This is a genomic window from Serratia sp. NGAS9 (assembly GCF_009905295.1).
Classification (GTDB): domain Bacteria; phylum Pseudomonadota; class Gammaproteobacteria; order Enterobacterales; family Enterobacteriaceae; genus Serratia; species Serratia bockelmannii.
Map to the genome: position 1 here is coordinate 3,514,724 of NZ_CP047605.1, position 22,063 is coordinate 3,536,786.

Below are 22,063 nucleotides of genomic sequence, written 5' to 3' on the forward strand. Positions count from 1 at the left end.
TATGGCCACTCCTTTGCTCGCAATTCAAGATCTCAGCATCGCCTTCCGCCAGGGCGACACCGTCACGCCGGTGGTCAACGAACTCTCGCTGCAAATCGCGCCGGCGGAAACGCTGGCGCTGGTAGGGGAGTCCGGCTCCGGCAAAAGCGTCACCGCCCTGTCGATACTGCGCCTGCTGCCCGCGCCGCCGGTGGTTTACCCTGCCGGCGATATCCTGTTCAACGGCGACTCGTTGCTGCATGCGCCGGAAGCGGCGCTGCGCAAGGTGCGCGGCAATCAGATCGCGATGATCTTTCAGGAGCCGATGGTGTCGCTTAACCCACTGCACACCATCGAAAAACAGCTGGCGGAAGTGTTGATGCTGCACCGCGGCCTGCGGCGCGAAGCCGCGCGCGCAGAGATCGTCGAGTGCCTGGAACGCGTCGGCATCCGTCAGGCCAAGAGCCGGCTGCAGGATTACCCGCATCAGCTGTCCGGCGGCGAACGCCAGCGGGTGATGATCGCCATGGCGGTGTTGACCCGCCCAAAACTGCTGATCGCCGACGAACCCACCACCGCGCTCGACGTTACTATCCAGGCGCAGATCCTGACGCTGCTGCAAGAACTGAAGCAGGAGATGGGCATGGGGTTGCTGTTTATCACCCATAATCTGAATATCGTGCGCCGCCTGGCGGATAACGTGGCGGTAATGCGTCAGGGGCGCTGCGTAGAGCAAAACGCCCGCACGCAGCTGTTCAGCCGGCCGCAACATCCTTACACGCAGCAGCTGCTGGCCGCCGAGGACGTCGGTGAACCGCTGCCGCTGCCTGCCGCAGCCAACAGGCGCCCCGGCGACGAGCGGCCGCTGCTCAAGGTGGAAAATCTGCAGGTGCGCTTCCCCATTCGCCGCGGCCTGCTGCGCCGCACGGTGGATTATCACTATGCGTTGAAGTCATTGAGTTTCGAGCTGCGCGCCGGGGAAAGCGTGGGGCTGGTGGGAGAATCCGGCTCGGGCAAAAGCACCACCGGGCTGGCGCTGCTGCGCCTGCTGGCCTCTCAGGGCGCCATCTGGTTCGACGGCGAACCGCTGCACCCGCTCACGATGAAGCAGATGCTGCCCTACCGCAGCCGAATGCAAATCGTCTTCCAGGATCCCTATTCCGCCCTGAACCCGCGCCTGAACGTACAGCAGATCATCGCCGAAGGGCTGGAAGTGCACCAGCGGCTTACCGCCGAGCAACGGGAACAGCGCGTGATCGCGGTGTTGCAGGAGGTCGGGCTGGACCCGCAGCTGCGCCACCGCTATCCCACCGAGTTTTCCGGTGGCCAGCGCCAGCGTATCGCCATCGCGCGTGCACTGATCCTGCAGCCACAGTTGCTGATCCTCGACGAGCCGACCTCTTCGCTGGATAAATCGGTGCAGGCGCAGATCCTGACGCTGCTGAAATCGCTGCAGCAACGCCACCGGCTGGCTTATCTGTTCATCAGCCATGACCTGCAGGTGGTGCGTTCGCTATGCCACCAGGTCATCGTGTTGCGACAGGGAGAAGTGGTTGAACAGGGAGACTGCCGGGCGATTTTCGCGGCGCCCGCCGCCGACTATACCCGTCAACTGCTGCAGTTGGCGGACTAGCGGCGAATTTAGAAAGGGTATTGCGCGCTGAGCGGTTCGGCGATCGCGGCGCCGACGTTTTTCAGGCGGCACATGGTGGCGCTCTCGTCGCTGCGCTGCACGAACAGGCAAGGTTCCCCTTCCCATTCAACAATCGCGCAGTCGACCTGAATCTCCTGCAGCGACAGATTGAGCTGTTGCATGACCTGCCAGGCCTCGGCCCCTTCATGGCTGAGTAACTTCAGACCAATCAGGTTGTTATCTTCGTCTATTCCGTTAAACGGAATCGGTTCGACCTTCACGCCGGTGAAACCGGATAGCCAACGATAACTTTGCGGCAAGCGATGCACTACCGAAAGTTGGATACTCTCCACATGAAATCCCTAGATTGAAAAGGTGAAACACTTTTACCTGACAGGGTTACTAAGTTATAGCCGCTGACTCCCGACTCTGCCGCGCACAAATGTTATTTAAATGTAAATTTTGCCGCTAGCCATTAACCTGACCCCGTGCTTGCCGATGCCGTGCCATTTTTTGGCGCGCCGTGCGGTGTTATTTCACGGCATTTTGCGACTCAGCTCGCATTTTTGCGTTATATGTAACCCTTTCCCGCAGCGATCTCAACTCTTTTTTCTTGCAATGCGACTACTTTTCCGTCGCCATATTTTTACAATGAAGAAACATTTAGCCCACCACGTTAGCGCAACTGTCTCTTCTAATAGCTTGATTTATATCAATCCTAATACAAACCGCTCACGCTGTTCAGCCGACAGAGCGCCGCGCCTCCCGGGGAATATTGGGCGGCACGATGGCGGAATTTTTTAACAAAAAGCACACAGAGGGGAAAACGGCCAATTAATTAGCTTGCGTATATTTAGCAACAAATTTTTCATTGCCAGTTGCACCCTGAAATGGCAAGGCGCAACCCTAAGGCGATGCGGGGCAAAACGCCCCGAATCGGGAGAACGTCAGGCTGCGCGATCGCGCGGCCGGCTGGCGTAAACATAGAACAGCACCGCCACGATGCTGCACAGCGCCATCGAGGTGACCATGGGCCAGGCGCTTTTGCCCGGCGCCATCGACAGCACCGCTCCCACCAGCGCACCGATGCTGAAGCGCAACGTACCGGCCAGGGAAGAAGCCGTGCCCGCCATATGCGGGAAATCATCCAGGATCACCGCCATGGCGTTGGAGGAGATCATCGCGATGCACCCCAGATAGACCGCAACGCCGATCACCAGCGCCCAGAAACCCAGACCGACAGCGCTCACCGCCAGCAGCCACAGCCCCATCGCCAGCTGTACCAGCAGCCCCAGCTTGAACATCTTGACCGCGCCGAACCGCCGCACGTTGCGGCTGTTGATCAGCGTCGTCAGGAACAGGAACACGATGTTCAGCGCAAAATAGTAGCCGAAGTGTTGCGGCGAAACGTGGTTCAGTTCGATGTAGACGAACGGCCCGGCGCTGAGGAACGAGAACATGCCGGCGAACGAGAAGGCGCTGGCCAGCATGTAGCTCAGCACCCGTTTGTGGCGGAACAGCGAACCGAAATTGCCCAGCGTGGTGCGCAGGTGGAACCGCTGTCGCCGTTCTTTCGGCAGCGTCTCCTTGATGAACAGGGCCACCAGCAGTGAACCGATCAACGCCGCGGCGCCCATGGTCCAGAAGATGGCGTGCCAACTGAACCACAGCAGCAGCGCCCCGCCGATCATCGGCGCCAGCAGCGGCGCGATGGTCATCACCAGAATGACGAACGACATCATGCGCGAGAACTCGTCCTTGGTGAACATGTCGCGCATCAAGGCGTTGATCACTACGCTGGCGGCGGCGGCGGCCAAACCGTGCAGGAAACGCAGCCCGATCAGCTGATCGATCGATTGCGCCATGGCGCAGGCGCAGCCGGCGATGGCGAAGATCAGCGTACCCCACAGGATCACCGGCTTGCGGCCGATGCTGTCCGACATCGGTCCATAGAACAGCTGCCCGAAGGCAAAGCCGAGCATATAGGCACTGAGCGTCATCTGCACGCTGCCGGACTCGACGCCAAACTGGGCGGCGATCACCGGCATACTGGGCAGGTACATGTCGATGGCCAACGGCATCAACATGGACAACAGGCCCAGAATGAAAATCAAACCGAGATGAGAGGTTCGGTTCTGTTGCACGTTCCACGACTCCTTAATCGGCCGCAATCGATGATCGGTTATCAGTCCTGCAGGTGCGGCGCGCCCACGCTGGCGATCTCTTCTTCGGTCAGTGGGCGGTATTCACCCGGCGCCAGATCGTCATCCAGCACGATGGCGCCGATGCGCTCGCGGTGCAACTCGATCACCCGATTGCCGACGGCAGCGAACATCCGCTTCACCTGGTGGTAGCGCCCTTCGCTGAGGGTCAGGCGCACCACGTGCTCGTCGACCTGCTCCAGCGTCGCCGGCCGCGTCAGATCTTTCTCGTTGTGCAGTTGCACCCCTTCGGCGAAACGCTGCGCGGTGTCTTCCGCCAGCGGGTGCTCCAGCGTCACCAAATAGGTTTTCTCACAGTGGTGGCGTGGCGACGTGACGCGGTGCGACCACTGGCCGTCATCGGTCATCAGCACCAGCCCGGTGGTGTCGATATCCAACCGTCCGGCGGCGTGCAGCTTGTACGCGACCGGCTCATCGAGGAAGTACAGCACCGTCGGATGATCGGGATCGTCGGTGGAACAGACGTAACCCTGCGGTTTGTTGAGCATGAAATAGCGCGGGCCGTTCTGCTGCTGCAGCGGATTGCCGTCGAACGCCACTTCTTGCTCCGGGGTCAGTTTGACAGCCCCGCTCTTCACCACCTCACCGTCCACGGTGACGCGTTTAGCCCGAAGTTCGCGCGCAACCAGCGCACGGCTAATGCCTAACTGCTGAGATAAAAACTTGTCCAATCGCATGGGATCTGCTTTGCCTGTCGTTGTTATGATCGCATTGATCGTATTGCCAAAATATGACGCCCGCCGTTGCACCGGGTGCAAATGGCAGGTTCAGGGGGGAAATCGCGTGGGGGAACAGCGATTGCTGTCACACGAGTATAGCGGTACAACGCGTTGCCCGACAGGGGTAATTTTCACGCTTCTCGCACCGCGCGCGCGCAGAAGGCATAATAATAGAAATTTTTCGGCCGCCCGGCACGTAAAATGTCACGGTTTCTGTGGGAACAGAGGTGATAAAACCGGTTCCCGGCGGCCCATTCCAACCTACGGCGTTCATTTATGGCCTTTACCCTACGCCCCTACCAACTGGAAGCGGTCGAAGCCACCATCAACCATTTCCGGCGGCACCCCGAACCGGCGCTGATCGTGCTGCCGACCGGTGCCGGCAAAAGCCTGGTGATCGCCGAGCTGGCGAAGCGCGCCCGCGGGCGGGTGCTGGTGCTGGCGCACGTCAAGGAACTGGTGGCGCAAAACCACGCCAAATACTGCGCCTACGGCCTGGAAGCGGATATCTTCGCCGCCGGCCTGCAGCAGAAAGAGAGCGCCGGCAAGGTGGTGTTCGGCAGCGTACAGTCCGTCGCGCGCAACCTGCCGCTGTTCGACGGCGCCTTTTCGCTGCTGATCGTCGATGAATGCCACCGCATCAGCGACGACGACGACAGCCAGTACCAGCAAATCATCCAGCATTTACAGAAAACCAACCCGCAGCTGCGGCTGCTGGGGCTGACCGCCACGCCTTACCGACTGGGCAAGGGCTGGATTTACCAGTATCACTACCATGGCTTCACCCGCGGCGACGGCGCCAGTCTGTTTCGCGACTGCATCTACGAGCTGCCGCTGCGCTACATGATTAAGAACGGCTTCCTGGTGCCGCCTGAGCGGCTGGATATGCCGATCGTGCAATATGACTTCAGCCGGCTGGAGGCCAGGAGCAACGGCCTGTTCAGCGAAGCGGATCTGAACCGCGAGCTGAAGCGGCAAAACCGCGTCACGCCGCACATCATCAGCCAGATCGTGGAGTACGCAGAGGATCGCAAAGGCGTGATGATCTTCGCCGCCACCGTCGAACACGCCCGCGAGATCCACGGCCTGTTGCCGAACGGCGAAGCCGCGCTGGTCAGCGCCGAAACGCCGCCCGCCGAGCGCGATGCGCTGATCGACGCGTTCAAACAGCAGCGGCTGCGCTATCTGGTCAACGTCGCGGTATTGACCACCGGTTTCGACGCGCCGCACGTCGATCTGATCGCGATCCTGCGCCCCACCGAGTCCGTCAGCCTGTACCAGCAGATCGTCGGGCGCGGGCTGCGTTTGGCGCCCAACAAAAAGGATTGCCTGATCCTCGACTACGCCGGCAACCCGCACGATCTGTTCACGCCGGAGGTCGGCGTCAGCAAGCCGCACGGCGACAGCCAGCCGGTGCAGGTATTCTGCCCGGCCTGCGGCTTCGCCAACCTGTTCTGGGGCAAGTGCACCGAGAACGGCGATATCATCGAGCACTACGGCCGCCGCTGCCAGGGCTGGCTGGAAGACGACGACGGCCACCGCGAGCAGTGCGATTACCGCTTCCGGTTCAAGAGTTGCCCGCACTGCGGCGCGGAGAACGATATCGCCGCACGCCGCTGCCATCAATGTCAGGAAGTGTTGGTCGATCCCGATGACATGCTGAAGGCGGCGCTGAAGCTGAAAGACGCGCTGGTGCTGCGCTGCGGCGGCATGGAACTGCAGAGCGGCCGCGACGACAAGGGCGAATGGCTGAAGGCCACCTATTACGACGAGGACGGCACCAGCACCAGCGAGCGCTTCCGCCTGCAGACGCCGGCGCAGCGCAAAGCGTTCGAGATGCTGTTCCTGCGCCCGCATCAGCGCGCGCCGGGCGTGCCGTTCGCCTGGCACACCGCCGCCGACGTGCTGGCGCAACAGCAGGCGCTGCGCCATCCGGATTTCGTGGTGGCGCGCAAGCGCGGGCAGTTTTGGCAGGTGCGTGAGAAAGTGTTCGATTATCAAGGCCGTTTCCGCCGCGCCAATCAGTTGGCCTGAGCGAACTGTCCCCAACCTGGGCAGGTTTTCGTTGCCCTGCGGGCGGCTTTCCGTTAAAATGCCGCGCGCTTTACCTGGGCCTGCCCAGCGTTAAAGCGGGTTTCCGAACTTGCTACTTGGGTCGCCTGTAGCAGGGTAAATTTTCTTTTAAGAGAAAAAACAATGTTCACTATCAATGTAGAAGTACGTAAAGACCAGGGTAAAGGTGCGAGCCGCCGCCTGCGTGCAGCAAACAAATTCCCAGCTATCGTTTACGGTGGCAAAGAAGCTGCAGTTTCCATCGAATTGGACCATGATTCTGTTAAGAACATGGAAGCTAAACCAGAATTCTACAGCGAAGCAGTAACTCTGGTTATCGACGGTAAAGAAACCAAAGTTAAGGTTCAGGCTGTACAGCGTCACCCGTTCAAGCCAAAACTGGCTCACATCGACTTCGTTCGCGTTTAATCGCTACGTTTTCGAACCTTTCGGGACGCCGAAATAAAGAACGCCGCAATTGCGGCGTTTTTTATTGTCTGCGATTCGGCACGCTTACTTACTTGCCGCTGCCGGTCCGGCGCTGCAGCTGATCGCGCAGGTTCGGCGGCGTGCCTCTGATGGTCAGCGTGTCAGTGGCCGCATCCCAGAAAATGCGTTCGCCCAGCAGCATGGCGTCGAAGTTCAGGCTGATGCCGCCGCCGCTGCCGGCAAATTTGGTCAGTTGGCGCAGCGTGCCGCGATCCGCCGGGAAGCTCTCTTCCAGCTCATACCCTTGCTCGCTGGAGAACTGCATGAAGTCTTTCTCGCCGAGCGGCGACAGCTCCTGCGACAAGGCCTGCAGTTCAATCTCTTCGCCGGCCTGCAGCTGTTCGTTGCAGTAGCTGTACACCTGCTGGCGCACCGACTGGCGCTCGTTCTTGTCCAGCTGCGCATCGGCGCAGTAGTCGTCTACCGCCTGCAGCAGCCCGCGGTTTTGCGCCTTGGTGTCCAACCCTTCGGACGCCGCCAGGAAATCCATGAAGAAGTCGGCGACCTTACGGCCTACGCGCCCGCGCAGGAAGGTCAGATAGCGGGTCGATTCCGGGTTGGTTTCCCATTCGGTCAGATCGATGCGCGCGACGATATCGGCGTTGTTGATGTCCAGATAGTGCGTGGTGTTGATATCCAGCTCTTCGTTGACGCGCATGCTGTTACGGCTGTTCAGCACCGCGATCAGCAGGTACTCCACCGCCAGATAACGGTATTGGCCGAACAGCACCACGCCGCCTTCGGCAAACGGATACTTCGCCAGTTCGTCGCGCAGGCGGCCGGTCGCCGCGCGGCTGAAGGCCAGAAAGTCCTTATCGTCCTTGCGGCAGGTGCGCAGCGCTTCCGCCAGCTCGCTACCTTCGTTGAACAGGCCTAAGGCCTTGCTCTTGGCGCTGTAGACGCGATGCAGTTCCGTCATCATTTCTTCCACCGCCGCGTTGGTAGGAAGCAAGGAATCGCGCAGCACCACGTCCAGCGTTTGCTCGTCGCGTTTCACCAACTGATGCAAAGCGATCTGGTCGATATCCAGACTCATGGTAAATCCTCCTGTTCTTTAGGCGCGTATTCAAACACTGAAGGCCCCGACCTGCAATACTAAAAACCGCGGCAAACCGGAAAGGCGCTGCGAGGAGCAGCCCCGCCACGGGCGCCCCCTTCCCCAAATGACAGGAAGTGATAAAAGAGCGGAAAATCACTGCCCTATACGGTAAGATAGGGCACTTTGCAGATTACTAAGCGCAATTTTATGCCACAATCATCCCGTTACAGTGACGAACACGTTGAACAACTGCTCTCAGAGCTGGTCAATGTTCTGGAAAAACACCATACCCCCACCGATCTTTCCCTGATGGTGCTGGGCAACATGGTCACTAATTTGATCAACACCAGCGTTGCCCCCGCGCAGCGGAAAACCCTGGCAAGATCGTTCGCGGAAGCCCTGCAGGCTTCTGTCCGTGAAGACAAAGCACATTAATATTGACTTATGGTGACAAACCGTCAGCGTTATCGTGAAAAAGTCTCCCAGATGATCAGCTGGGGGCACTGGTTCGCCTTATTCAACATCCTGCTCGCCCTTGGGCTGGGCAGCCGCTACCTGTTTGTTACCGACTGGCCCGCATCCCTGCTGGGCCGGGTCTATGCCTTTGTCAGCCTGCTGGGGCATTTCAGCTTTATCGTGTTCGCCGGCTATTTGCTGGTGATTTTCCCGCTCACCTTCGTGGTGATGTCGCAGCGGCTGCTGCGATTTATTTCCGCCGCGCTGGCCACCATCGGGCTCACGCTGTTACTGGTCGACAGTGAAGTGTTCTCCCATTTCCACCTGCACCTCAATCCGGTGGTGTGGGATCTGGTGGTCAACCCGGACCAGAGTGAGCTGTCGCGCGACTGGCAGCTGATGTTTATCTGCGTGCCGGTGATCTTCCTGGTGGAGATGTTGTTCGGCACTTGGAGCTGGCAGAAGCTGCGCAGCCTGAACCGCCGCCGCTTCGGCAAACCGCTGGCGGCGCTGTTTATCAGCGCCTTTTTCGCGTCGCACCTGATTTACATTTGGGCTGACGCCAACTTCTATCGCCCGATCACCATGCAGCGAGCCAATCTGCCGCTCTCGTACCCGATGACCGCGCGCAAGTTCCTCGAAAAACACGGCCTGCTCGACCAGCAAGAGTATGAGCGCCGCCTGATGCAACAGGGCAACCCGGAAGCGGTGGCGGTGGAGTATCCGCTCAGCGATCTCAGCTACGGCGATAAAGGCAGCGGCTATAACCTGCTGATGATCGTGGTGGACGGCATTCGCGCCAAAGACGTGGCGCAGGACATGCCGGCGCTGACGCGCTTCGCCCAGGAAAACGTGCGCTTCAGCGATCACTACAGCTCGGGTAATCATGCCGACACCGGGCTGTTCGGCCTGTTCTACGGCATTTCTCCGACCTATCTGGACAGCGTGCTCGCCGGCCGCAAGCCGTCGGCGCTGCTCAACGCGCTCGGCGATCAGGGCTACCAACTGGGGCTGTTCTCTTCCGACGGTTTCAACGCCAGCCTGTACCGCCAGGCCCTGTTGACCGACTTCTCGCTGCCGACGCCGGCGCCGCAAAGCGACGCGCAAACCACGCAGCAATGGCAGCGCTGGCTGACGGATCAGGGCGGCAAAGAGCCGTGGTTCTCCTATATCAACTTCAGCGGCGCCGAGCCGGCCGAAGGCGACAAAACCCCGGCGCCGGCCGATTTTATCCAACGCTATCGCACCGGCGCGCAAGACGTGGATGCCCAGATAGCCCAGGTGCTGGATACCCTGAAACAGCGCGGTCTGCTGGACAAAACCGTGGTGGTGATCACCGCCGAACACGGCGTCGAATTCAACGACAGCGGCAAAGGCCAATGGGGCGCCGGCACTGCCTTCAACCAGGCGCAACTGCAGGTGCCGTTGGTGATCCACTGGCCGGGCACCCCGGCGCAGACCATCAGCAAGCTGACCGGCCATAACGACGTGATGCGCACCTTGATGCAACGGTTGCTGCACGTGAAAACCGCGCCGAAAGACTATTCGCAGGGCGAAGATCTGTTCACCGCCCAGCGCCGCAACGACTGGATCGCCACCGGCGATGGCAATCAGCTGGTGATCACTACGCCGACGCAGACGCTGATGCTGGACAACAGCGGCAACTATCGCGTCTACGATCAGAACGGCGAAGAAATAAAAGACGAGAAACCGCAGCTTGCTCTGCTGCTGCAGGTGCTGACCGATGTAAAACGCTTTATCGCCAACTAACTGCTTAAAACTAAAGCAATCAAGTGGCGAGGCGCTTGCATTAACATCGGGAATCGGTAGTATGATTTTTCATAGCGTCGGCATGTAGCGCAGCCTGGTAGCGCACCGTCATGGGGTGTCGGGGGTCGGAGGTTCGAATCCTCTCATGCCGACCAAACTCAAGAAAACCTGCTGTTACAGCAGGTTTTTTTTCGTCTGCACGTCGAGAGGATGAGAATCTCCGAAGGAGGTTTGAGCCGAACGTAGTGAGACCACGTTGCTTTAGCAACGGCCCGCAGGGCAAGCATCGAAGATGCGCATAATCCTCTCATGCCGACCAAACTCAAGAAAACCTGCTGTTACAGCAGGTTTTTTTTCGTCTGCACGTCGAGAGGATGAGAATCTCCGAAGGAGGTTTGAGCCGAACGTAGTGAGACCACGTTGCTTTAACAACGGCCCGCAGGGCAAGCATCGAAGATGCGCATAATCCTCTCATGCCGACCAAATTTAAGAAAACCTGCTGTTACAGCAGGTTTTTTTTCGTCTGCATATTGAGAGGATTAGGCCGCACCGATTTGGCCCATGCGCTAGCGGAGGCCTGGGCAGGGCCTCTCTCTCAGCGCGGCTGCAGGCAGTTTTCTTCTTTCCAGCCGTACAGCCATTCCATTCCGCGATAAAATTCCGCCTGAGATTTGCCTTTCCATAACAGATTACGCACCTGGCGCTCAACGCCTGCGGCGTGATAAACACGGCCCATCTCACGGGTTGACCAGACGATGCGCGCCGTGCGTGGAATACGTACCGACTCGTACAGGGCAAGCGCTTTTGCCGCATCCCCTCCATGCTCTTCCAGCGCTTTACCCAGCGTTACCGAATCCTCCAGCGCCATGCAGGCTCCCTGTGCCATATACTGTGCCACCGGGTGCGCTGCGTCTCCCACCAGCGTGATACGGTCGTTGCCCCATTTCTCCACCGGTTCACGATCGGCGGTTGACCAGCGGCGCCATGAGGTCGGCTTATCCAGCATCTGGCGCGGACGCGGGTGAATACCGGAAAAATAGGAAAGTACCTCCTCTTTACTGCCCTCCTTCACACCCCATTCCTCCTGCTGACGGCTATGGAACGTCACCACCAGGTTATACTGCTTCCCGCCGCGCAGCGGGTAATGCACCAGATGGCAGTGCGGCCCCGCCCACAGTACCGGCGCGTTAATGCGTAAATCCTCCGGCATCTCATCGCAATTAATCACGGCGCGGTAAACCACATGTCCGGTCACCCGCGGCGCATCGCCCAGCAGGTACTGCCGCACCACCGACCTCACGCCATCGCAGCCGATAAGAATATCCGCCGTCCAGCGATTACCCTGCTCATCAAATACCGTCACATCGTCCACCGTTTGGCTGATACCCGCCACCTGCGTTGAGGTACGGTATTCCACATCCGGATGGGTCAATACCGCTTCCCAAACAGAGGCGTGGATATCCGCCCGATGGATAACCGCATAGGGACCGCCAAAGTGATCGCGAAATGCTTGCCCGGTCTCAATATGCACCACCTCCTGGGCATTGACCGCATCCATCAGGGTAATGTGATCGGTAAAGACGGCGCGCTGACGCGCTACGCCGCCCACACCCAGGCTATCCAGCGCGGAAAAGGCGTTGGGGCCGAGCTGAATACCCGCCCCAATCTCACCAATCTCGTGCGCCTTTTCCAACAACATCACTTTAATGCCCTGGCGAGCCAGCGAGAGCGCAGTCGCTGCGCCGCCAATGCCTCCCCCGACGATAATTGCGCGCATCACTTTAGCCATTGTTTTCCTCCTTTCGGGCTCAGGCTGAGATTTTGTCTTGTTGGTTTTCGGGCGCCGCGGCGATGAACGCCGGGAGACGAGTACAGGCGTCGTAAACCGCTTTACAGCGCGGGTACCCGCTCAGATCGCACCCCATCCGCAGGGCATTCGCCCACTGAGGGATCAGGCAGCAATCCGCCAACGTCGGGGTATCGCCAACGCAGAAGGGTCCTGGCGGCCTCTGGAGCAACAGCTGTTCTACGGCGCTCAGCCCTTGCCGGATCCAGTGCGCATACCAGCGTTTTTTCTCTTCCTCACTCACCTTCAGCTCTTCACTCAGGTAGCGTAAAACCCGCAGGTTATTTACCGGATGAATATCGCAGGCAATAACATAAACGATTTCCAGTATCCGGCTGCGCGCCGGATCGGCCATCGGTAACAGCGGCGACTGAGGAAAATGGCGATCCAGCCAGTCAATAATCGCCAGCGACTGGCTGAGAGACTCACCGTCGTCCGTGAGCAGCGTCGGCACCAGTCCGACCGGGTTCATTCGCCGATATGCCAGCTCATTCTGCTGCCCGATGCGAATATTGACCCCCACCGTCTGGTAATGGAGGCCTTTCAGCGCCAGCGCAATGCGCACGCGGTAGGACGCTGAGCTATTAAAGAAACTGTACAGCTTCATCATTCACCTCTGAATCGGCTCAGACAATCTTCACGGCGATTGGGGTTAGCCCCTCTACATTGCCGGTAATCACATCGCCTTTCACCACCGCGCCCACCCCTTCCGGCGTCCCGGTAAAAATCAGATCGCCGGGCTGCAGCTCAAAAAAGCCGGACAGATAGCTGATGGTTTCATTCACCGACCAGATCAGATGGCGGATGTCGCTGCGCTGGCGATCGCTGCCGTTGACCTGCAGCCAGATAGGCGCGTTGTTCACGTCGGCGCTGTCGCCGGCTTTATGCAATGGCGCGATGGGCGCAGAAAGATCGAACGACTTGCCGATTTCCCATGGGCGCCCCATCTGACGCATGTCCATCTGCCGATCGCGGCGGGTCATGTCCAGGCCTGTGGCATATCCCCAAATGTATTCATGCGCCTTTTCCAGCGGAATATCGCTCCCCCGTTTGCCAATCGCCACCACCAGTTCGATTTCGTAGTGATAGTTGTCGGTTTGCGACGGATACGGCAACGCCAGCGTTTCGCCGGCCGCCACCGGCACCACCGCATCGGCAGGCTTGCAGAAGAAAAACGGTGGCTCACGATCCGGGTCAAAGCCCATTTCGCGGGCATGCGCAGCATAGTTACGCCCGACGCAGTAGACACGGCGCACGGGAAACTGTTTATCACTCCCCACAACAGGAACCGTCACAGGGGCTTGCGGTGCAAATACGTATTGCGTCATTTTGTCTCTCCCAAATTAATAACGTGCTTCGCGGAACAGTCCTAGGGCTTCCTGAACCGGCCTGTCCGAGAAACTGAATAACACGGTGTCTTCGTCCGCCTGAAACGACACGTCGAACCAGGTCGGCGCCACGAAGATATCTTTTGCCGAAAAGTGAAGGGTTTCGCTGCCGATGCTGACCTGGCCGCGCCCTTCCACCACGTGGTAAATGGTGCTGTCCGTGGTGCGCGCCTTCCGTGAGGAAAAGCCTTTCGGCAGCAGCTGCAGGAAGGCGCCCATCGAGGGCATGGGATAGCCGCCGGTCACCGGGTTGGCGTAGCGCATCTTGTAGCCGTCCCACTCGTCGGCGTCCCCCATGCGGGTGAGGTCGTGCAGCGCTTCCCGGCTGCGATCGTAGCGGTAGTTGAAAATGGGCGATGAGTTGCCTTTCTGATGGCGCAGCGGCAGCATATTGGCCGCATAGCGCGGTAAATAATCCCCCTCCTGGCGCGTCACGGGCTGCTGCTCTTGCGGATAGTCTTCCGCGAAACCGCAACCCAGCAGGTTCACCAGCGGCAGATCCAGCCCGTCCAGCCATACCACCGGCTCCTCGCCGGGATTACCGTGATCGTGCCAGCGCCACTGCGGCGTCAAAATGAAGTCGCCTTCATGCATTTGCGTACGTTCACCGTCAACGGCGGTAAATGCCCCTTTCCCTTCGACGATAAAACGCAATGCCGACTGATTATGGCGATGGCTCGGCGCGACTTCGCCCGGCATGATCAACTGCAATCCGGCATACAGCGTCGGGGTGATGGAGGACTGTCCGCGCAGCATCGGGTTTTCCAGCACCAGCACGCGGCGAACCGCCTCTTTGGCGCCAATCAACTCGCCGCTGGCCAGCAGGTGCGGGCGAATCGCCTGATAGTTCCAGTAAGCCGGAGCGCAGTTTGCATTCGGCGTTTGCGGCACCAAATGGTGCAGCGACTCCCACAATGGGGTCAGGTTCTGCCCGGAAATATGCCGGTAGAACTGCTGGCGGCTGGGATTAACATCCTGATTGCGTTCAGGCATAGGGATTCTCCTTTTCATTCACGACGCTGCGCGAGGCAACGTATCAGGGGCTGGAGCAGACTGGCGAACAACAGCCGTCAGCAGCATTAACATCACCGTACTGATCGCCGCCGGCACGGCAATAATGAAAAATAGCGTATCGAATGAGAAATTCATCGCCATCATCACGCCGCCGGCAAGCGAGCCGACAATCGCGCCGCAGCGGCCAATGGCATTGGACCAGCTGACGCCGGTCGCCCGGCTTTGTGTCGGATAGAGCGTGGCGGTCAAGGCATTCAGCCCAACCTGCGAACCGCTGATGCCGATGCCGGTGCCGAAGATGGCCAGCGCCATCAGCCACAGGCCGTTCTCGCTCAGACCAATCATGACGATACACGCGGCGCCCAGGGCGTAGCTCGCCGCCAACACCCGGAAGGGATTGTATTTGTCCATCAACGCGCCCAGCCCCAGCGCCCCCAACGTTCCGCCCATCTGGAAAGCGGCGGTCACCCAAGAGGCATGCTGCAGATCTATACCGCGATGGTTAAGCAGCGTCGGCATCCAACTGGAGAGCAGATAGATAATCAACAGGCTCATAAAAAAAACCGCCCAGAGCATGAGAGTAATGCGCAGCTGGCGGCCGGCAAACAGCGGGCTGATGCTCCCTTTGGCCGCCGTAGCGGCTTCGTTGAGGTAAAAATGGGTCTCTTCATCGCACTCTCGGGTGATGCCGCTGACCGTTTTGGCAATCACCTTGCGCGGCAGTTGGCGGCGGACCTGCCAGCGCGGGGATTCCGGCAGGGCAAACAGCAGCACCACAAAGAGCATCAGCGGCAAAACGCCTCCTAGCACCAAAATGCCGTGCCACCCCATCACCGGCACCAGTTGGGCGCTGACGATCCCGCCCAGGGCTGAACCGAGCGTGAAACCGCAGAACATCAGCGTGACCAGCGCACCACGGCGGCGAGCAGGCAGATATTCAGAGGTCATCGTGATGGTGTTCGGCATCGCGCCCCCCAACCCCAGGCCGGTGAGAAAACGTAAAATGACCAGCGTTGGCATATCGGGGGAGAAGGCCGAAATCAGGCTCAGCGTGCCAAACAGCGCCACGCAAAGTTCGATGACGCGCTTGCGGCCAAAGCGGTCAGAAAGCGGGCCGCAAAGCAGTGCGCCCGCCGTCAACCCCAGCAGCCCCGCGCCAAACAGCGGTGCCAGTTCGCCGGCGGTCAGTTGCCATTGGGTACGGATGTCGGGTGCGATGAAACCAATGGCGGCGGTGTCAAAACCATCGAACATCACCACCAAAAAGCAGCAGATGATAACGCGCCACTGCGTCTTACCGATGGGAGCAGCATCGATCAGTGCTTGTAAATCACGCCGTTGAGTCATAGTGAGCGCCTCGGTGCAGGTAGGGAGATGTCTGTCTTGTTTTAGGTATGTTACGAATTTGTATCCTTAGCGATAAAATGTACAATGGCTTTTCAGGCAGAGACATAACCGGAGGGTTATAGCAAATGGCGAACTGGGCGCAGAAAATGAAACTTCACCATCTGCAAATGTTGGTGGCGTTGGGTGAGCAGGGAAATCTGACCCACGTTGCCCGGATGATGAACATCTCCCAACCCGCTCTGTCAAAATGGTTGTCACAGCTCGAAGATGAGATTGGGATCACGCTGTTTGAGCGGCATAGCAAAGGGCTGCGCCCCTCCGAGGGGGGGAAACTGCTGCTTCAGCATGCGCAGCGCTTGGTCAACGATCTCGAGCGTTCGCAGTCTGAAATCGCCCGCTTTAAGCAAGGCGGGCTGGTGGGAAGCCTGAAAATCGGCTGTTCGCCGGTCGCCACCGACTGCGTTTCGCAGGCCATATTGAGCCTGCTGCAGGAAATGCCAACGCTGCATCTCAATATTGAGGAAAAGGTGATGACCCCGCTGCTGCACGATCTGATCGCGGGCGCGGTGGACGTCGTCGTGGGCCGCGTTGGCGGGCGGGCGCTGCAACTGCCGCTCAACTATCAAGTGCTCTACACCGAACCGGTATGCTTTGTTGCCCGCCCTCACCATCCGCTGGCAGAATCCGCCTCCCTCAGCTGGCGCGATCTCACCCACTGGCGCTGGATTGTCTGGCCGACCGGCACGCCCATCCGCCTCAGCATTGATAATGCGCTGGCGGATAACGGCGTGATGCTGCCCGAAAACACGGTTGAATCGGCATCCATGAACGTCAGTACCAACCTGCTGCAAAGCAGCGATATGATCTCCATTCTTTCCCTACGGCTGGCGCAGCGTTATGCCAGCCAGGGGCAGCTGGCGATCCTGAATCTGCCGAAGATAGAGCAGAAAGGCAGCGTGGGCGTCTTCTGGCGCAACAGCGAACCGCCTTTTACCGCGCTGAGCCGCTTTTTGCAGCTGCTGACGCAGGCTTAACACCCCCACCTGCAGCCACAGCAGATTTACGGCTGCGCCTACGCGGAAAGCTTGACGATGGTCGCAGGGATCCCCTGACGCACCGCCGCTCCGGTCACCCAATCCAGCCAGGTATTCGGCACTTCGCGCGTCGGATCGGCAAAGCCCAAATCGTTGAGGTTGATGCCGGCGGCAATGCGCTCATCCATCGCCAGCGGTTCACCGTCCAGGTAGTGCTGACTGGCCCCCATCTCCCGGTGGCCGTAGCCGTGTTCCACCGCGATCACGCCGGGCATCACGCCTGCCAGTAAACTGATCCGCACCTCTCGACTGCCGCCCGGCGTGCTGATACGTACCCGGTCGCCGTGTTGAATGCCGAAACGCGCCCCGTCTGCCGGATTCAGCGCCACCAGGTTCACCGGTTTCACGTCGTGCAGGCGCCGGATCACCGCGGTGGAGCTGCTCATCACGTTGGATTTGAAGGACATCAGGCGCAGTGGCCACTGCTGCTCAGGGTAGAGCGCTTCCACCGCGCGGCCGTCCGACAAACGCGCCGGATAGCAGGTGGGGCAGCCGCTGAAACGCTCACCGGTGATCGCATGCCGGTGCTTCGCCACTTCCGCATTCCAGATCTGCAGCGGTTTCTCCCAGCGGTTGCCCACGCTGCCGTCGCGGCGGCCGCTGTCGTGAACGGCGAACCGGCCGCCGCGGCTGTAAATAAACGCCACGCGGTCGATTTCATCGGCGCGCAGCGTCTGCGCAAGCTGCGGCAACAAGCGATCGACACCGCTCAGCGTCAGTTCGTCCGCCCTCGCGGCCGGCACCGGCGCCTTGCCGGCAAACGCCACGTTGGCGGCGGCGCGCAGATAATAATCCTCGGCGCAGTTGAGCGGCAGCAGCCCGCCCTGGCCGTCGCCGATAGCGCGATCGCCGAACCCCGGCAGCGCCAGGCGTTTAGCGACGGCGATGCAAAACGCCTCCATGGAAATCGGCTGCCCTTGCGCCGTTTTCGCGGTCGCCGGCGTCACTATCGGCCAGCGCGCGGTAGTGGCCTTGCTGGCGACGCCGCCCCAGGGGGCGCTGAACCCCCAGCTCTCAAAGTTATGGGTGTCCGGGACGATATAGTCGGCCAGCGCCGTCGTTTCGTTGATAAACGCATCGATAGCGATAAACAGCGGCAAACGCGCCGGATCTTTCAATCGTTCCTCCGCCACGCTACGCAACCCGGCGATACCGTACAAGGGGTTGGTCATGTTCGAGATCCAGGCTTTCAGCCCGTACGGATACCCTGCCAACGCCGATGTCAGCAGCTCGGTCAGTTGCCCGGCGACGAACGGATACCAGGGCGCCCTGGCCGGCCAGGGGGAAACGCCCGCCGCCACTTTTTCGCGGTACTCGTCGGAGGTTTCATAGGCGGCCTTGCTGCGTGCGATATTCAGCCCCTTCGGTTTTACCAGGCCGGGAAACTCGACCAGGTTATAGCGCGGCCCCTCAGCGAAGCCGTTGAATTTTCCGCCGCCGACGAACACGCCCCCCGCCAGGCTCAGGTTGCCGATCAGCACGTTAAGCATCATCACCGACCAGGTATTGTAAAACCCGTTTGCCGCCATCATCCCGCCATGGGCGATCACCGCCGCCTTGCGCCCGTGGGCGGTAAAGGCCTCGGCCAGTGCCGCGATGCGTGCCACCGGCACGCCGCATTGCCGGCTGTACGCCTCCGGCGACAGCTTGTCGGCGGCCTCTTTCAAACACTGGAAGCCGCTTTTCACCCCCACCTGCACGCCGTCGTGCAGCGTCACCGTACGGCTTACCCACAGCTCGGCGCTGTCGCACGCCTCGGCCGCCACCAGTTCCCCCGCGCCGTTGACCACCAACGGCGACGCCGACTCGGCGCCATTCAGATCGGCCAACGTCAGATGCTGCCCCGCCCGCGGATGCTCGCTCTCGGCGATCACCAGATGCGTGGCGTTGGTCCAGCTCTTCTCGCCGGCACGTTGCATGGCGGCCTCGGACGGGATGGCGAGATAACCGGCCTGATAACGCCGGTGGTCGAGGATCCAACGGATCATTGCCATCGCCAGCGCCGAGTCGGTGCCCGGCAATATCGGGATCCAATGGCCATGATCGTCCGCCAATGTGGTGGTCAGCGGCAGCGCCGGCGCCACTACCGCATAACGGAACTCGCTGCGCAATCTGGCGCTGGCCAGTTGCCGAGCCTGCCGCTTGAATGGGTTGCCGGACTGCGCGGGCGAGGTCCCCATAAACAGCGCGAACTCGACCTGTTCCCAGTCGGGCTTTACATGCGGATTTTTGTCCAGATCGTTCATCAACGCACCGGAACCGGCACGGTAGGCCAGCCCGCAGTAAGCGCCGTGCGCGCCGAAGTTTTTGCTGCCGAAACTGTTCTGGGCGAAACGCCGCAGGAAGCTGTCGCGCCCGTCGTCACCGGCGTTGGTCACCAGCAGCTGATTGGCTTTCGGCCCCAGCCCCGGCTGTCGGGCATCGATCGGCGTCTCCAGATCGCGGATCGCCCGCAGGCCGTCCACATACCCCTCGCCGAACAGATCGCCGCCCTCCACCACTTCAGCGATCAACTGCTCGAAGCTGATGCGCTGCCACTTGCCCTCGCCGCGTTTGCCGACGCGCTTCATCGGCTCCAGCACGCGCAGCGGGCTGTAAAGCCCTTCCAGCAGCGTGGCGCCGCGCGCGCAGGCGGTGGAGCGGGCGTCGAGGCCGCTTTCGCCGCCCAGCTGCGCCAACGCGTCCTGCAGCGGCAAGGCCGAGTCGACGTGCCGTTCCTGAGACAGCGGATGATACGGGTTGCCGGCAATGCGCAATACCCGGTCGGTCTGCCTGTCCACCCGCACCCGCACGCCGCATTGCGTCCAGCAGCCGAAACACTGGGTCATCGAGATGGCCTGCTGCGGATTGCCTTGCCATTCCGGCCTTGCCCGCCCTTCGGGCGGCAGGGAGTTGCCGTTGATGCGATCCAGGGTCACCCGCCCTGAAGTGCCGTGAATCAAGCCGTCGATCGCCCGTTTGGCGACCTCGCGATAGCTCAGGCCAAAGGCGGACAATCCGCCGAAGGCCAGGCCCACTTTCAACCACTGACGCCGGGTGAGTTTAGCCATGTTGTTTTCTCCGCAGTAAAAACGCCTGTGCTTCACGCACCATGATCATTAACGCCAGCCACAACCCGAAAGTGCCGACGATCGCCAGCAAGCCATCGGTGCCGAGCGGCAGGCTATAAGGGGAATACGTCGCGTTGTATTTCGGGATGGTTTGCACCTCGATCAACAGCGTCCAGCGCATCAGCCAACTCAGCCCCAGAGCGCCGGCCACCAGCAGCGTCGTACCGCCGCGCGGCAAGCGCCGAGAACCGGCCCAAGCGGCGCACGCCAGCGTCAGCCCCCACAGCGCAATCCATCCCACGGCATACCGGCGCGCCATCGCCTGCGTCTGCAGCCAGTGGCGTACCGCCGCGCCGGATAACGTATCGCCGCATACCCACAGCAGGATCGCCCCGCCGAGCAGCAGTAACGTCAGCAGCATCCCGCGCGCCAGCGGCGCCTGCAGACCGGGCCGTTCGCGCAATGTCAGCAGCAGCAAGGCCAAGAGCGCCTGCAGCGCGCTGAGGAACATCACGATCGGAAATGCGTAGCTGAACCAGATTGGGCGGGCACGCACGACGGAAACCTCACGCCCGGTGTACAACAGCAGGCCGATAGCCACCAGCGCGCAGGCGGGCGCAATCCCACGCAGCAGCGCAACCGGCCTACCCGTCAGCCGCGCAAATTCGAGAGCGAGAAACCACAGGCCGATCAGCAGGGTAAACAGCGGCAAGAACAGCGCGCCCCACAGCATCCACGACCAGGGCGTCGGGTAGGCGTAGAAATGCCAGAAGCGGGCGGTTTGATGCAGGTCGGCGGTCAGCGCCAGCGGTGCGGTGATGGCGCACGTCAGCCCAATAAACAGCGCCATGCGCTCCAGATGCGCGGCGTTTTCTCCACCGCGCCAGCGCCACACGCAGGCCAGCAGCGCAGCACAGGCAGCGATGCCGATAAAGAAGAAATATTGCACGGCCCACGGCAGCCAGCTCACCGCCTGCGGTTGGCCCAGCACTTCTGCGATCATCAGTTGGCGACTCATCGTCCCTCCCCCCATAAGGCAACCTGCGCCCGCCCCGGCAGCGGCGTGACGAAGGCGTCATCCAGCCCCAGATAAAACACATGGGGCGCGGTTTGGTTCTCCGGCTTGAGGACGTTGATCTCGGCCTCGTGGCGCCGCAGCATCTTGCTCAGCGTGCTGTGCGGATCGCGCATATCGCCGATGATCCGCGCTCCCCCCACGCACGACTCCACGCACGCCGGCAACAATCCCGCCTCCAGCCGATGCACGCAGAAGGTGCATTTGTCCGCCGTTTGGGTGGCGTGATTGATAAAGCGGGCATCGTACGGGCAGGCCTGCACGCAATAGGCACACCCCACGCAGCGCGTGTTGTCGATCACCACGATCCCGTCCTCACGCTGGAAAGTGGCCTGTACCGGGCACACCGGCACGCAGGGTGGGTTGTCGCAGTGGTTGCACAGCCTGGGCAGCAGCACGTTGGTCGCCACCGCTTCACCTTCGAGGCTGACCTGGTACTGGTTTACCGTGGTGCGAAACTCGCCGTGCGGCGTCTGGTTTTCAATGGCGCAGCTCACGGTACAGGCCTGGCACCCGACGCAACGCCGCAGATCGATCAGCATCGCGTAGCGGCGGCTCGCATCCCCCTCGCGCCGCGTCGGCGCTAACGTCAGCCCGGCCTCCGCCACGGGGATCAGCGAAGCCCCCGCCGTCAACACGCCCAGCTGCTGCAAAAACTGCCGTTTACTGAAGTCCATGCGCCTCTCCCACGCCCTGGGCATCACCCCGATCACGCTATTGATGCCCGTTAGATGAATAAACAATGTCGATGATTTACAGTGTAAAAATGGCATCGATGGCGCTCTATTGTGGTTAACCACATACCGGCCCCAACGTTGATCTAAAACAAGTGGCGGCAGGCAAATTGCCCATCAGGAGGGGCTGTGAGGGTCGTGTTATTACTGCTGTTC

At 60.5% G+C, this 22,063-nt stretch carries 18 protein-coding genes, 1 tRNA gene and 2 other RNA genes; 9 read left to right on the forward strand and 12 right to left on the reverse strand.

Annotated elements, in window-relative coordinates; all coding sequences use genetic code 11:
- Position 1 precedes the first annotated feature (1 nt).
- On the forward strand, positions 2 to 1,612 hold the full coding sequence (yejF, locus tag GUC32_RS16725; protein ID WP_167324462.1) for a microcin C ABC transporter ATP-binding protein YejF: 1,611 nt from the start codon (positions 2 to 4) through the stop codon (positions 1,610 to 1,612).
- 8 nt (positions 1,613 to 1,620) lie between these two features.
- Here the strand turns inward: yejF and GUC32_RS16730 are convergent, their stop codons facing one another.
- The 3 genes from GUC32_RS16730 to rsuA all read right to left on the reverse strand — a co-directional run bounded on the left by GUC32_RS16730 (position 1,621) and on the right by rsuA (position 4,511).
- Entirely contained in the window at positions 1,621 to 1,965 is a 345-nt protein-coding gene (locus tag GUC32_RS16730) for a YejG family protein (protein WP_004935763.1), read from the reverse strand.
- Positions 1,966 to 2,559: 594 nt separating this feature from the next.
- Positions 2,560 to 3,756 (reverse strand): Bcr/CflA family multidrug efflux MFS transporter, encoded by a 1,197-nt coding sequence (locus GUC32_RS16735; RefSeq protein ID WP_025303559.1) that lies wholly within the window; start codon positions 3,754 to 3,756, stop codon positions 2,560 to 2,562.
- A 41-nt stretch (positions 3,757 to 3,797) separates the two neighbouring features.
- A complete protein-coding gene (gene rsuA / locus GUC32_RS16740) occupies positions 3,798 to 4,511 on the reverse strand; it encodes a 16S rRNA pseudouridine(516) synthase RsuA (protein ID WP_025303560.1) in 714 nt (237 codons plus the stop codon).
- Positions 4,512 to 4,829: 318 nt separating this feature from the next.
- Here rsuA and GUC32_RS16745 point away from each other — a divergent pair, with 318 nt between their 5' ends.
- Positions 4,830 to 6,587 carry a DEAD/DEAH box helicase gene (locus GUC32_RS16745; RefSeq protein ID WP_043136446.1) on the forward strand — a complete coding sequence of 586 codons (1,758 nt, stop codon included), beginning with the start codon at positions 4,830 to 4,832 and terminating at the stop codon, positions 6,585 to 6,587.
- A 162-nt stretch (positions 6,588 to 6,749) separates the two neighbouring features.
- Entirely contained in the window at positions 6,750 to 7,034 is a 285-nt protein-coding gene (gene rplY / locus GUC32_RS16750; protein WP_019453645.1) for a 50S ribosomal protein L25, read from the forward strand.
- An 88-nt stretch (positions 7,035 to 7,122) separates the two neighbouring features.
- On the opposite strand, the gene yejK is transcribed toward rplY, so the two are convergent.
- The gene (gene yejK, locus GUC32_RS16755; RefSeq protein WP_025303563.1) at positions 7,123 to 8,130 is read right to left on the reverse strand and encodes a nucleoid-associated protein YejK; all 1,008 of its coding nucleotides are present in this window, start codon (positions 8,128 to 8,130) and stop codon (positions 7,123 to 7,125) included.
- A gap of 210 nt (positions 8,131 to 8,340) precedes the next feature.
- Here yejK and GUC32_RS16760 point away from each other — a divergent pair, with 210 nt between their 5' ends.
- The 5 genes from GUC32_RS16760 to GUC32_RS16780 all read left to right on the forward strand — a co-directional run bounded on the left by GUC32_RS16760 (position 8,341) and on the right by GUC32_RS16780 (position 10,842).
- Positions 8,341 to 8,568, forward strand: a complete 228-nt coding sequence (locus GUC32_RS16760) for a YejL family protein (protein WP_004935782.1) — start codon at positions 8,341 to 8,343, stop codon at positions 8,566 to 8,568.
- 9 nt (positions 8,569 to 8,577) lie between these two features.
- Positions 8,578 to 10,359 (forward strand): LPS biosynthesis-modulating metalloenzyme YejM, encoded by a 1,782-nt coding sequence (gene yejM / locus GUC32_RS16765; RefSeq protein WP_025303564.1) that lies wholly within the window; start codon positions 8,578 to 8,580, stop codon positions 10,357 to 10,359.
- 78 nt (positions 10,360 to 10,437) lie between these two features.
- Positions 10,438 to 10,514 (forward strand) — tRNA-Pro (locus GUC32_RS16770).
- A gap of 35 nt (positions 10,515 to 10,549) precedes the next feature.
- Positions 10,550 to 10,678: non-coding RNA, RtT sRNA (locus GUC32_RS16775), on the forward strand.
- A 35-nt stretch (positions 10,679 to 10,713) separates the two neighbouring features.
- A non-coding RNA gene (locus GUC32_RS16780) (RtT sRNA) lies at positions 10,714 to 10,842 on the forward strand.
- Between the two features lie 112 nt (positions 10,843 to 10,954).
- On the opposite strand, the gene GUC32_RS16785 is transcribed toward GUC32_RS16780, so the two are convergent.
- From GUC32_RS16785 to GUC32_RS16805, 5 genes are read right to left on the reverse strand one after another with little or no spacing between them, the layout of a single operon-like run.
- Positions 10,955 to 12,148, reverse strand: a complete 1,194-nt coding sequence (locus tag GUC32_RS16785) for a 3-hydroxybenzoate 6-monooxygenase (RefSeq protein WP_167324463.1) — start codon at positions 12,146 to 12,148, stop codon at positions 10,955 to 10,957.
- Between the two features lie 19 nt (positions 12,149 to 12,167).
- Positions 12,168 to 12,812 carry a maleylacetoacetate isomerase gene (maiA, locus tag GUC32_RS16790; RefSeq protein WP_197771039.1) on the reverse strand — a complete coding sequence of 215 codons (645 nt, stop codon included), beginning with the start codon at positions 12,810 to 12,812 and terminating at the stop codon, positions 12,168 to 12,170.
- 19 nt (positions 12,813 to 12,831) lie between these two features.
- Positions 12,832 to 13,533: a fumarylacetoacetate hydrolase family protein gene (locus GUC32_RS16795; RefSeq protein WP_025303616.1), complete on the reverse strand. Its 702-nt coding sequence runs from the start codon at positions 13,531 to 13,533 to the stop codon at positions 12,832 to 12,834.
- A 15-nt stretch (positions 13,534 to 13,548) separates the two neighbouring features.
- Positions 13,549 to 14,586 (reverse strand): gentisate 1,2-dioxygenase, encoded by a 1,038-nt coding sequence (gene gtdA / locus GUC32_RS16800; protein ID WP_049208494.1) that lies wholly within the window; start codon positions 14,584 to 14,586, stop codon positions 13,549 to 13,551.
- A gap of 18 nt (positions 14,587 to 14,604) precedes the next feature.
- The gene (locus tag GUC32_RS16805) at positions 14,605 to 15,954 is read right to left on the reverse strand and encodes an aromatic acid/H+ symport family MFS transporter (protein ID WP_025303618.1); all 1,350 of its coding nucleotides are present in this window, start codon (positions 15,952 to 15,954) and stop codon (positions 14,605 to 14,607) included.
- Between the two features lie 125 nt (positions 15,955 to 16,079).
- Here GUC32_RS16805 and GUC32_RS16810 point away from each other — a divergent pair, with 125 nt between their 5' ends.
- Positions 16,080 to 16,988 carry a LysR family transcriptional regulator gene (locus GUC32_RS16810; protein ID WP_147824042.1) on the forward strand — a complete coding sequence of 303 codons (909 nt, stop codon included), beginning with the start codon at positions 16,080 to 16,082 and terminating at the stop codon, positions 16,986 to 16,988.
- 38 nt (positions 16,989 to 17,026) lie between these two features.
- Here GUC32_RS16810 and ttrA read toward each other — a convergent pair whose 3' ends face one another.
- The 3 genes from ttrA to ttrB are packed head-to-tail and all read right to left on the reverse strand — an operon-like array spanning position 17,027 to position 21,850.
- A complete protein-coding gene (gene ttrA, locus GUC32_RS16815; RefSeq protein WP_025303620.1) occupies positions 17,027 to 20,098 on the reverse strand; it encodes a tetrathionate reductase subunit TtrA in 3,072 nt (1,023 codons plus the stop codon).
- Positions 20,091 to 21,116 carry a tetrathionate reductase subunit TtrC gene (gene ttrC, locus GUC32_RS16820; RefSeq protein ID WP_369435342.1) on the reverse strand — a complete coding sequence of 342 codons (1,026 nt, stop codon included), beginning with the start codon at positions 21,114 to 21,116 and terminating at the stop codon, positions 20,091 to 20,093. The genes ttrA and ttrC overlap by 8 nt, the downstream gene beginning before the upstream one ends.
- A complete protein-coding gene (gene ttrB / locus GUC32_RS16825) occupies positions 21,113 to 21,850 on the reverse strand; it encodes a tetrathionate reductase subunit TtrB (RefSeq protein WP_049208488.1) in 738 nt (245 codons plus the stop codon). Before ttrB ends, ttrC begins: the two co-directional genes overlap by 4 nt.
- Between the last annotated feature and the right edge of the window lie 213 nt (positions 21,851 to 22,063).

Excerpts from the sequence above, each read along its gene's own strand:
- ttrA (WP_025303620.1), bottom strand. The coding sequence starts at position 20,098 with ATGGCTAAACTCACCCGGCGTCAGTGGTTGAAAGTGGGCCTGGCCTTC.
- maiA (WP_197771039.1), bottom strand. The coding sequence starts at position 12,812 with ATGAAGCTGTACAGTTTCTTTAATAGCTCAGCGTCCTACCGCGTGCGC.
- ttrB (WP_049208488.1), bottom strand. The coding sequence starts at position 21,850 with ATGGACTTCAGTAAACGGCAGTTTTTGCAGCAGCTGGGCGTGTTGACG.
- rsuA (WP_025303560.1), bottom strand. The coding sequence starts at position 4,511 with ATGCGATTGGACAAGTTTTTATCTCAGCAGTTAGGCATTAGCCGTGCG.
- gtdA (WP_049208494.1), bottom strand. The coding sequence starts at position 14,586 with ATGCCTGAACGCAATCAGGATGTTAATCCCAGCCGCCAGCAGTTCTAC.
- GUC32_RS16760 (WP_004935782.1), top strand. The coding sequence starts at position 8,341 with ATGCCACAATCATCCCGTTACAGTGACGAACACGTTGAACAACTGCTC.
- GUC32_RS16795 (WP_025303616.1), bottom strand. The coding sequence starts at position 13,533 with ATGACGCAATACGTATTTGCACCGCAAGCCCCTGTGACGGTTCCTGTT.
- yejF (WP_167324462.1), top strand. The coding sequence starts at position 2 with ATGGCCACTCCTTTGCTCGCAATTCAAGATCTCAGCATCGCCTTCCGC.
- yejK (WP_025303563.1), bottom strand. The coding sequence starts at position 8,130 with ATGAGTCTGGATATCGACCAGATCGCTTTGCATCAGTTGGTGAAACGC.
- GUC32_RS16785 (WP_167324463.1), bottom strand. The coding sequence starts at position 12,148 with ATGGCTAAAGTGATGCGCGCAATTATCGTCGGGGGAGGCATTGGCGGC.
- GUC32_RS16805 (WP_025303618.1), bottom strand. The coding sequence starts at position 15,954 with ATGACTCAACGGCGTGATTTACAAGCACTGATCGATGCTGCTCCCATC.
- ttrC (WP_369435342.1), bottom strand. The coding sequence starts at position 21,116 with ATGAGTCGCCAACTGATGATCGCAGAAGTGCTGGGCCAACCGCAGGCG.
- GUC32_RS16745 (WP_043136446.1), top strand. The coding sequence starts at position 4,830 with ATGGCCTTTACCCTACGCCCCTACCAACTGGAAGCGGTCGAAGCCACC.
- rplY (WP_019453645.1), top strand. The coding sequence starts at position 6,750 with ATGTTCACTATCAATGTAGAAGTACGTAAAGACCAGGGTAAAGGTGCG.
- yejM (WP_025303564.1), top strand. The coding sequence starts at position 8,578 with ATGGTGACAAACCGTCAGCGTTATCGTGAAAAAGTCTCCCAGATGATC.
- GUC32_RS16810 (WP_147824042.1), top strand. The coding sequence starts at position 16,080 with ATGGCGAACTGGGCGCAGAAAATGAAACTTCACCATCTGCAAATGTTG.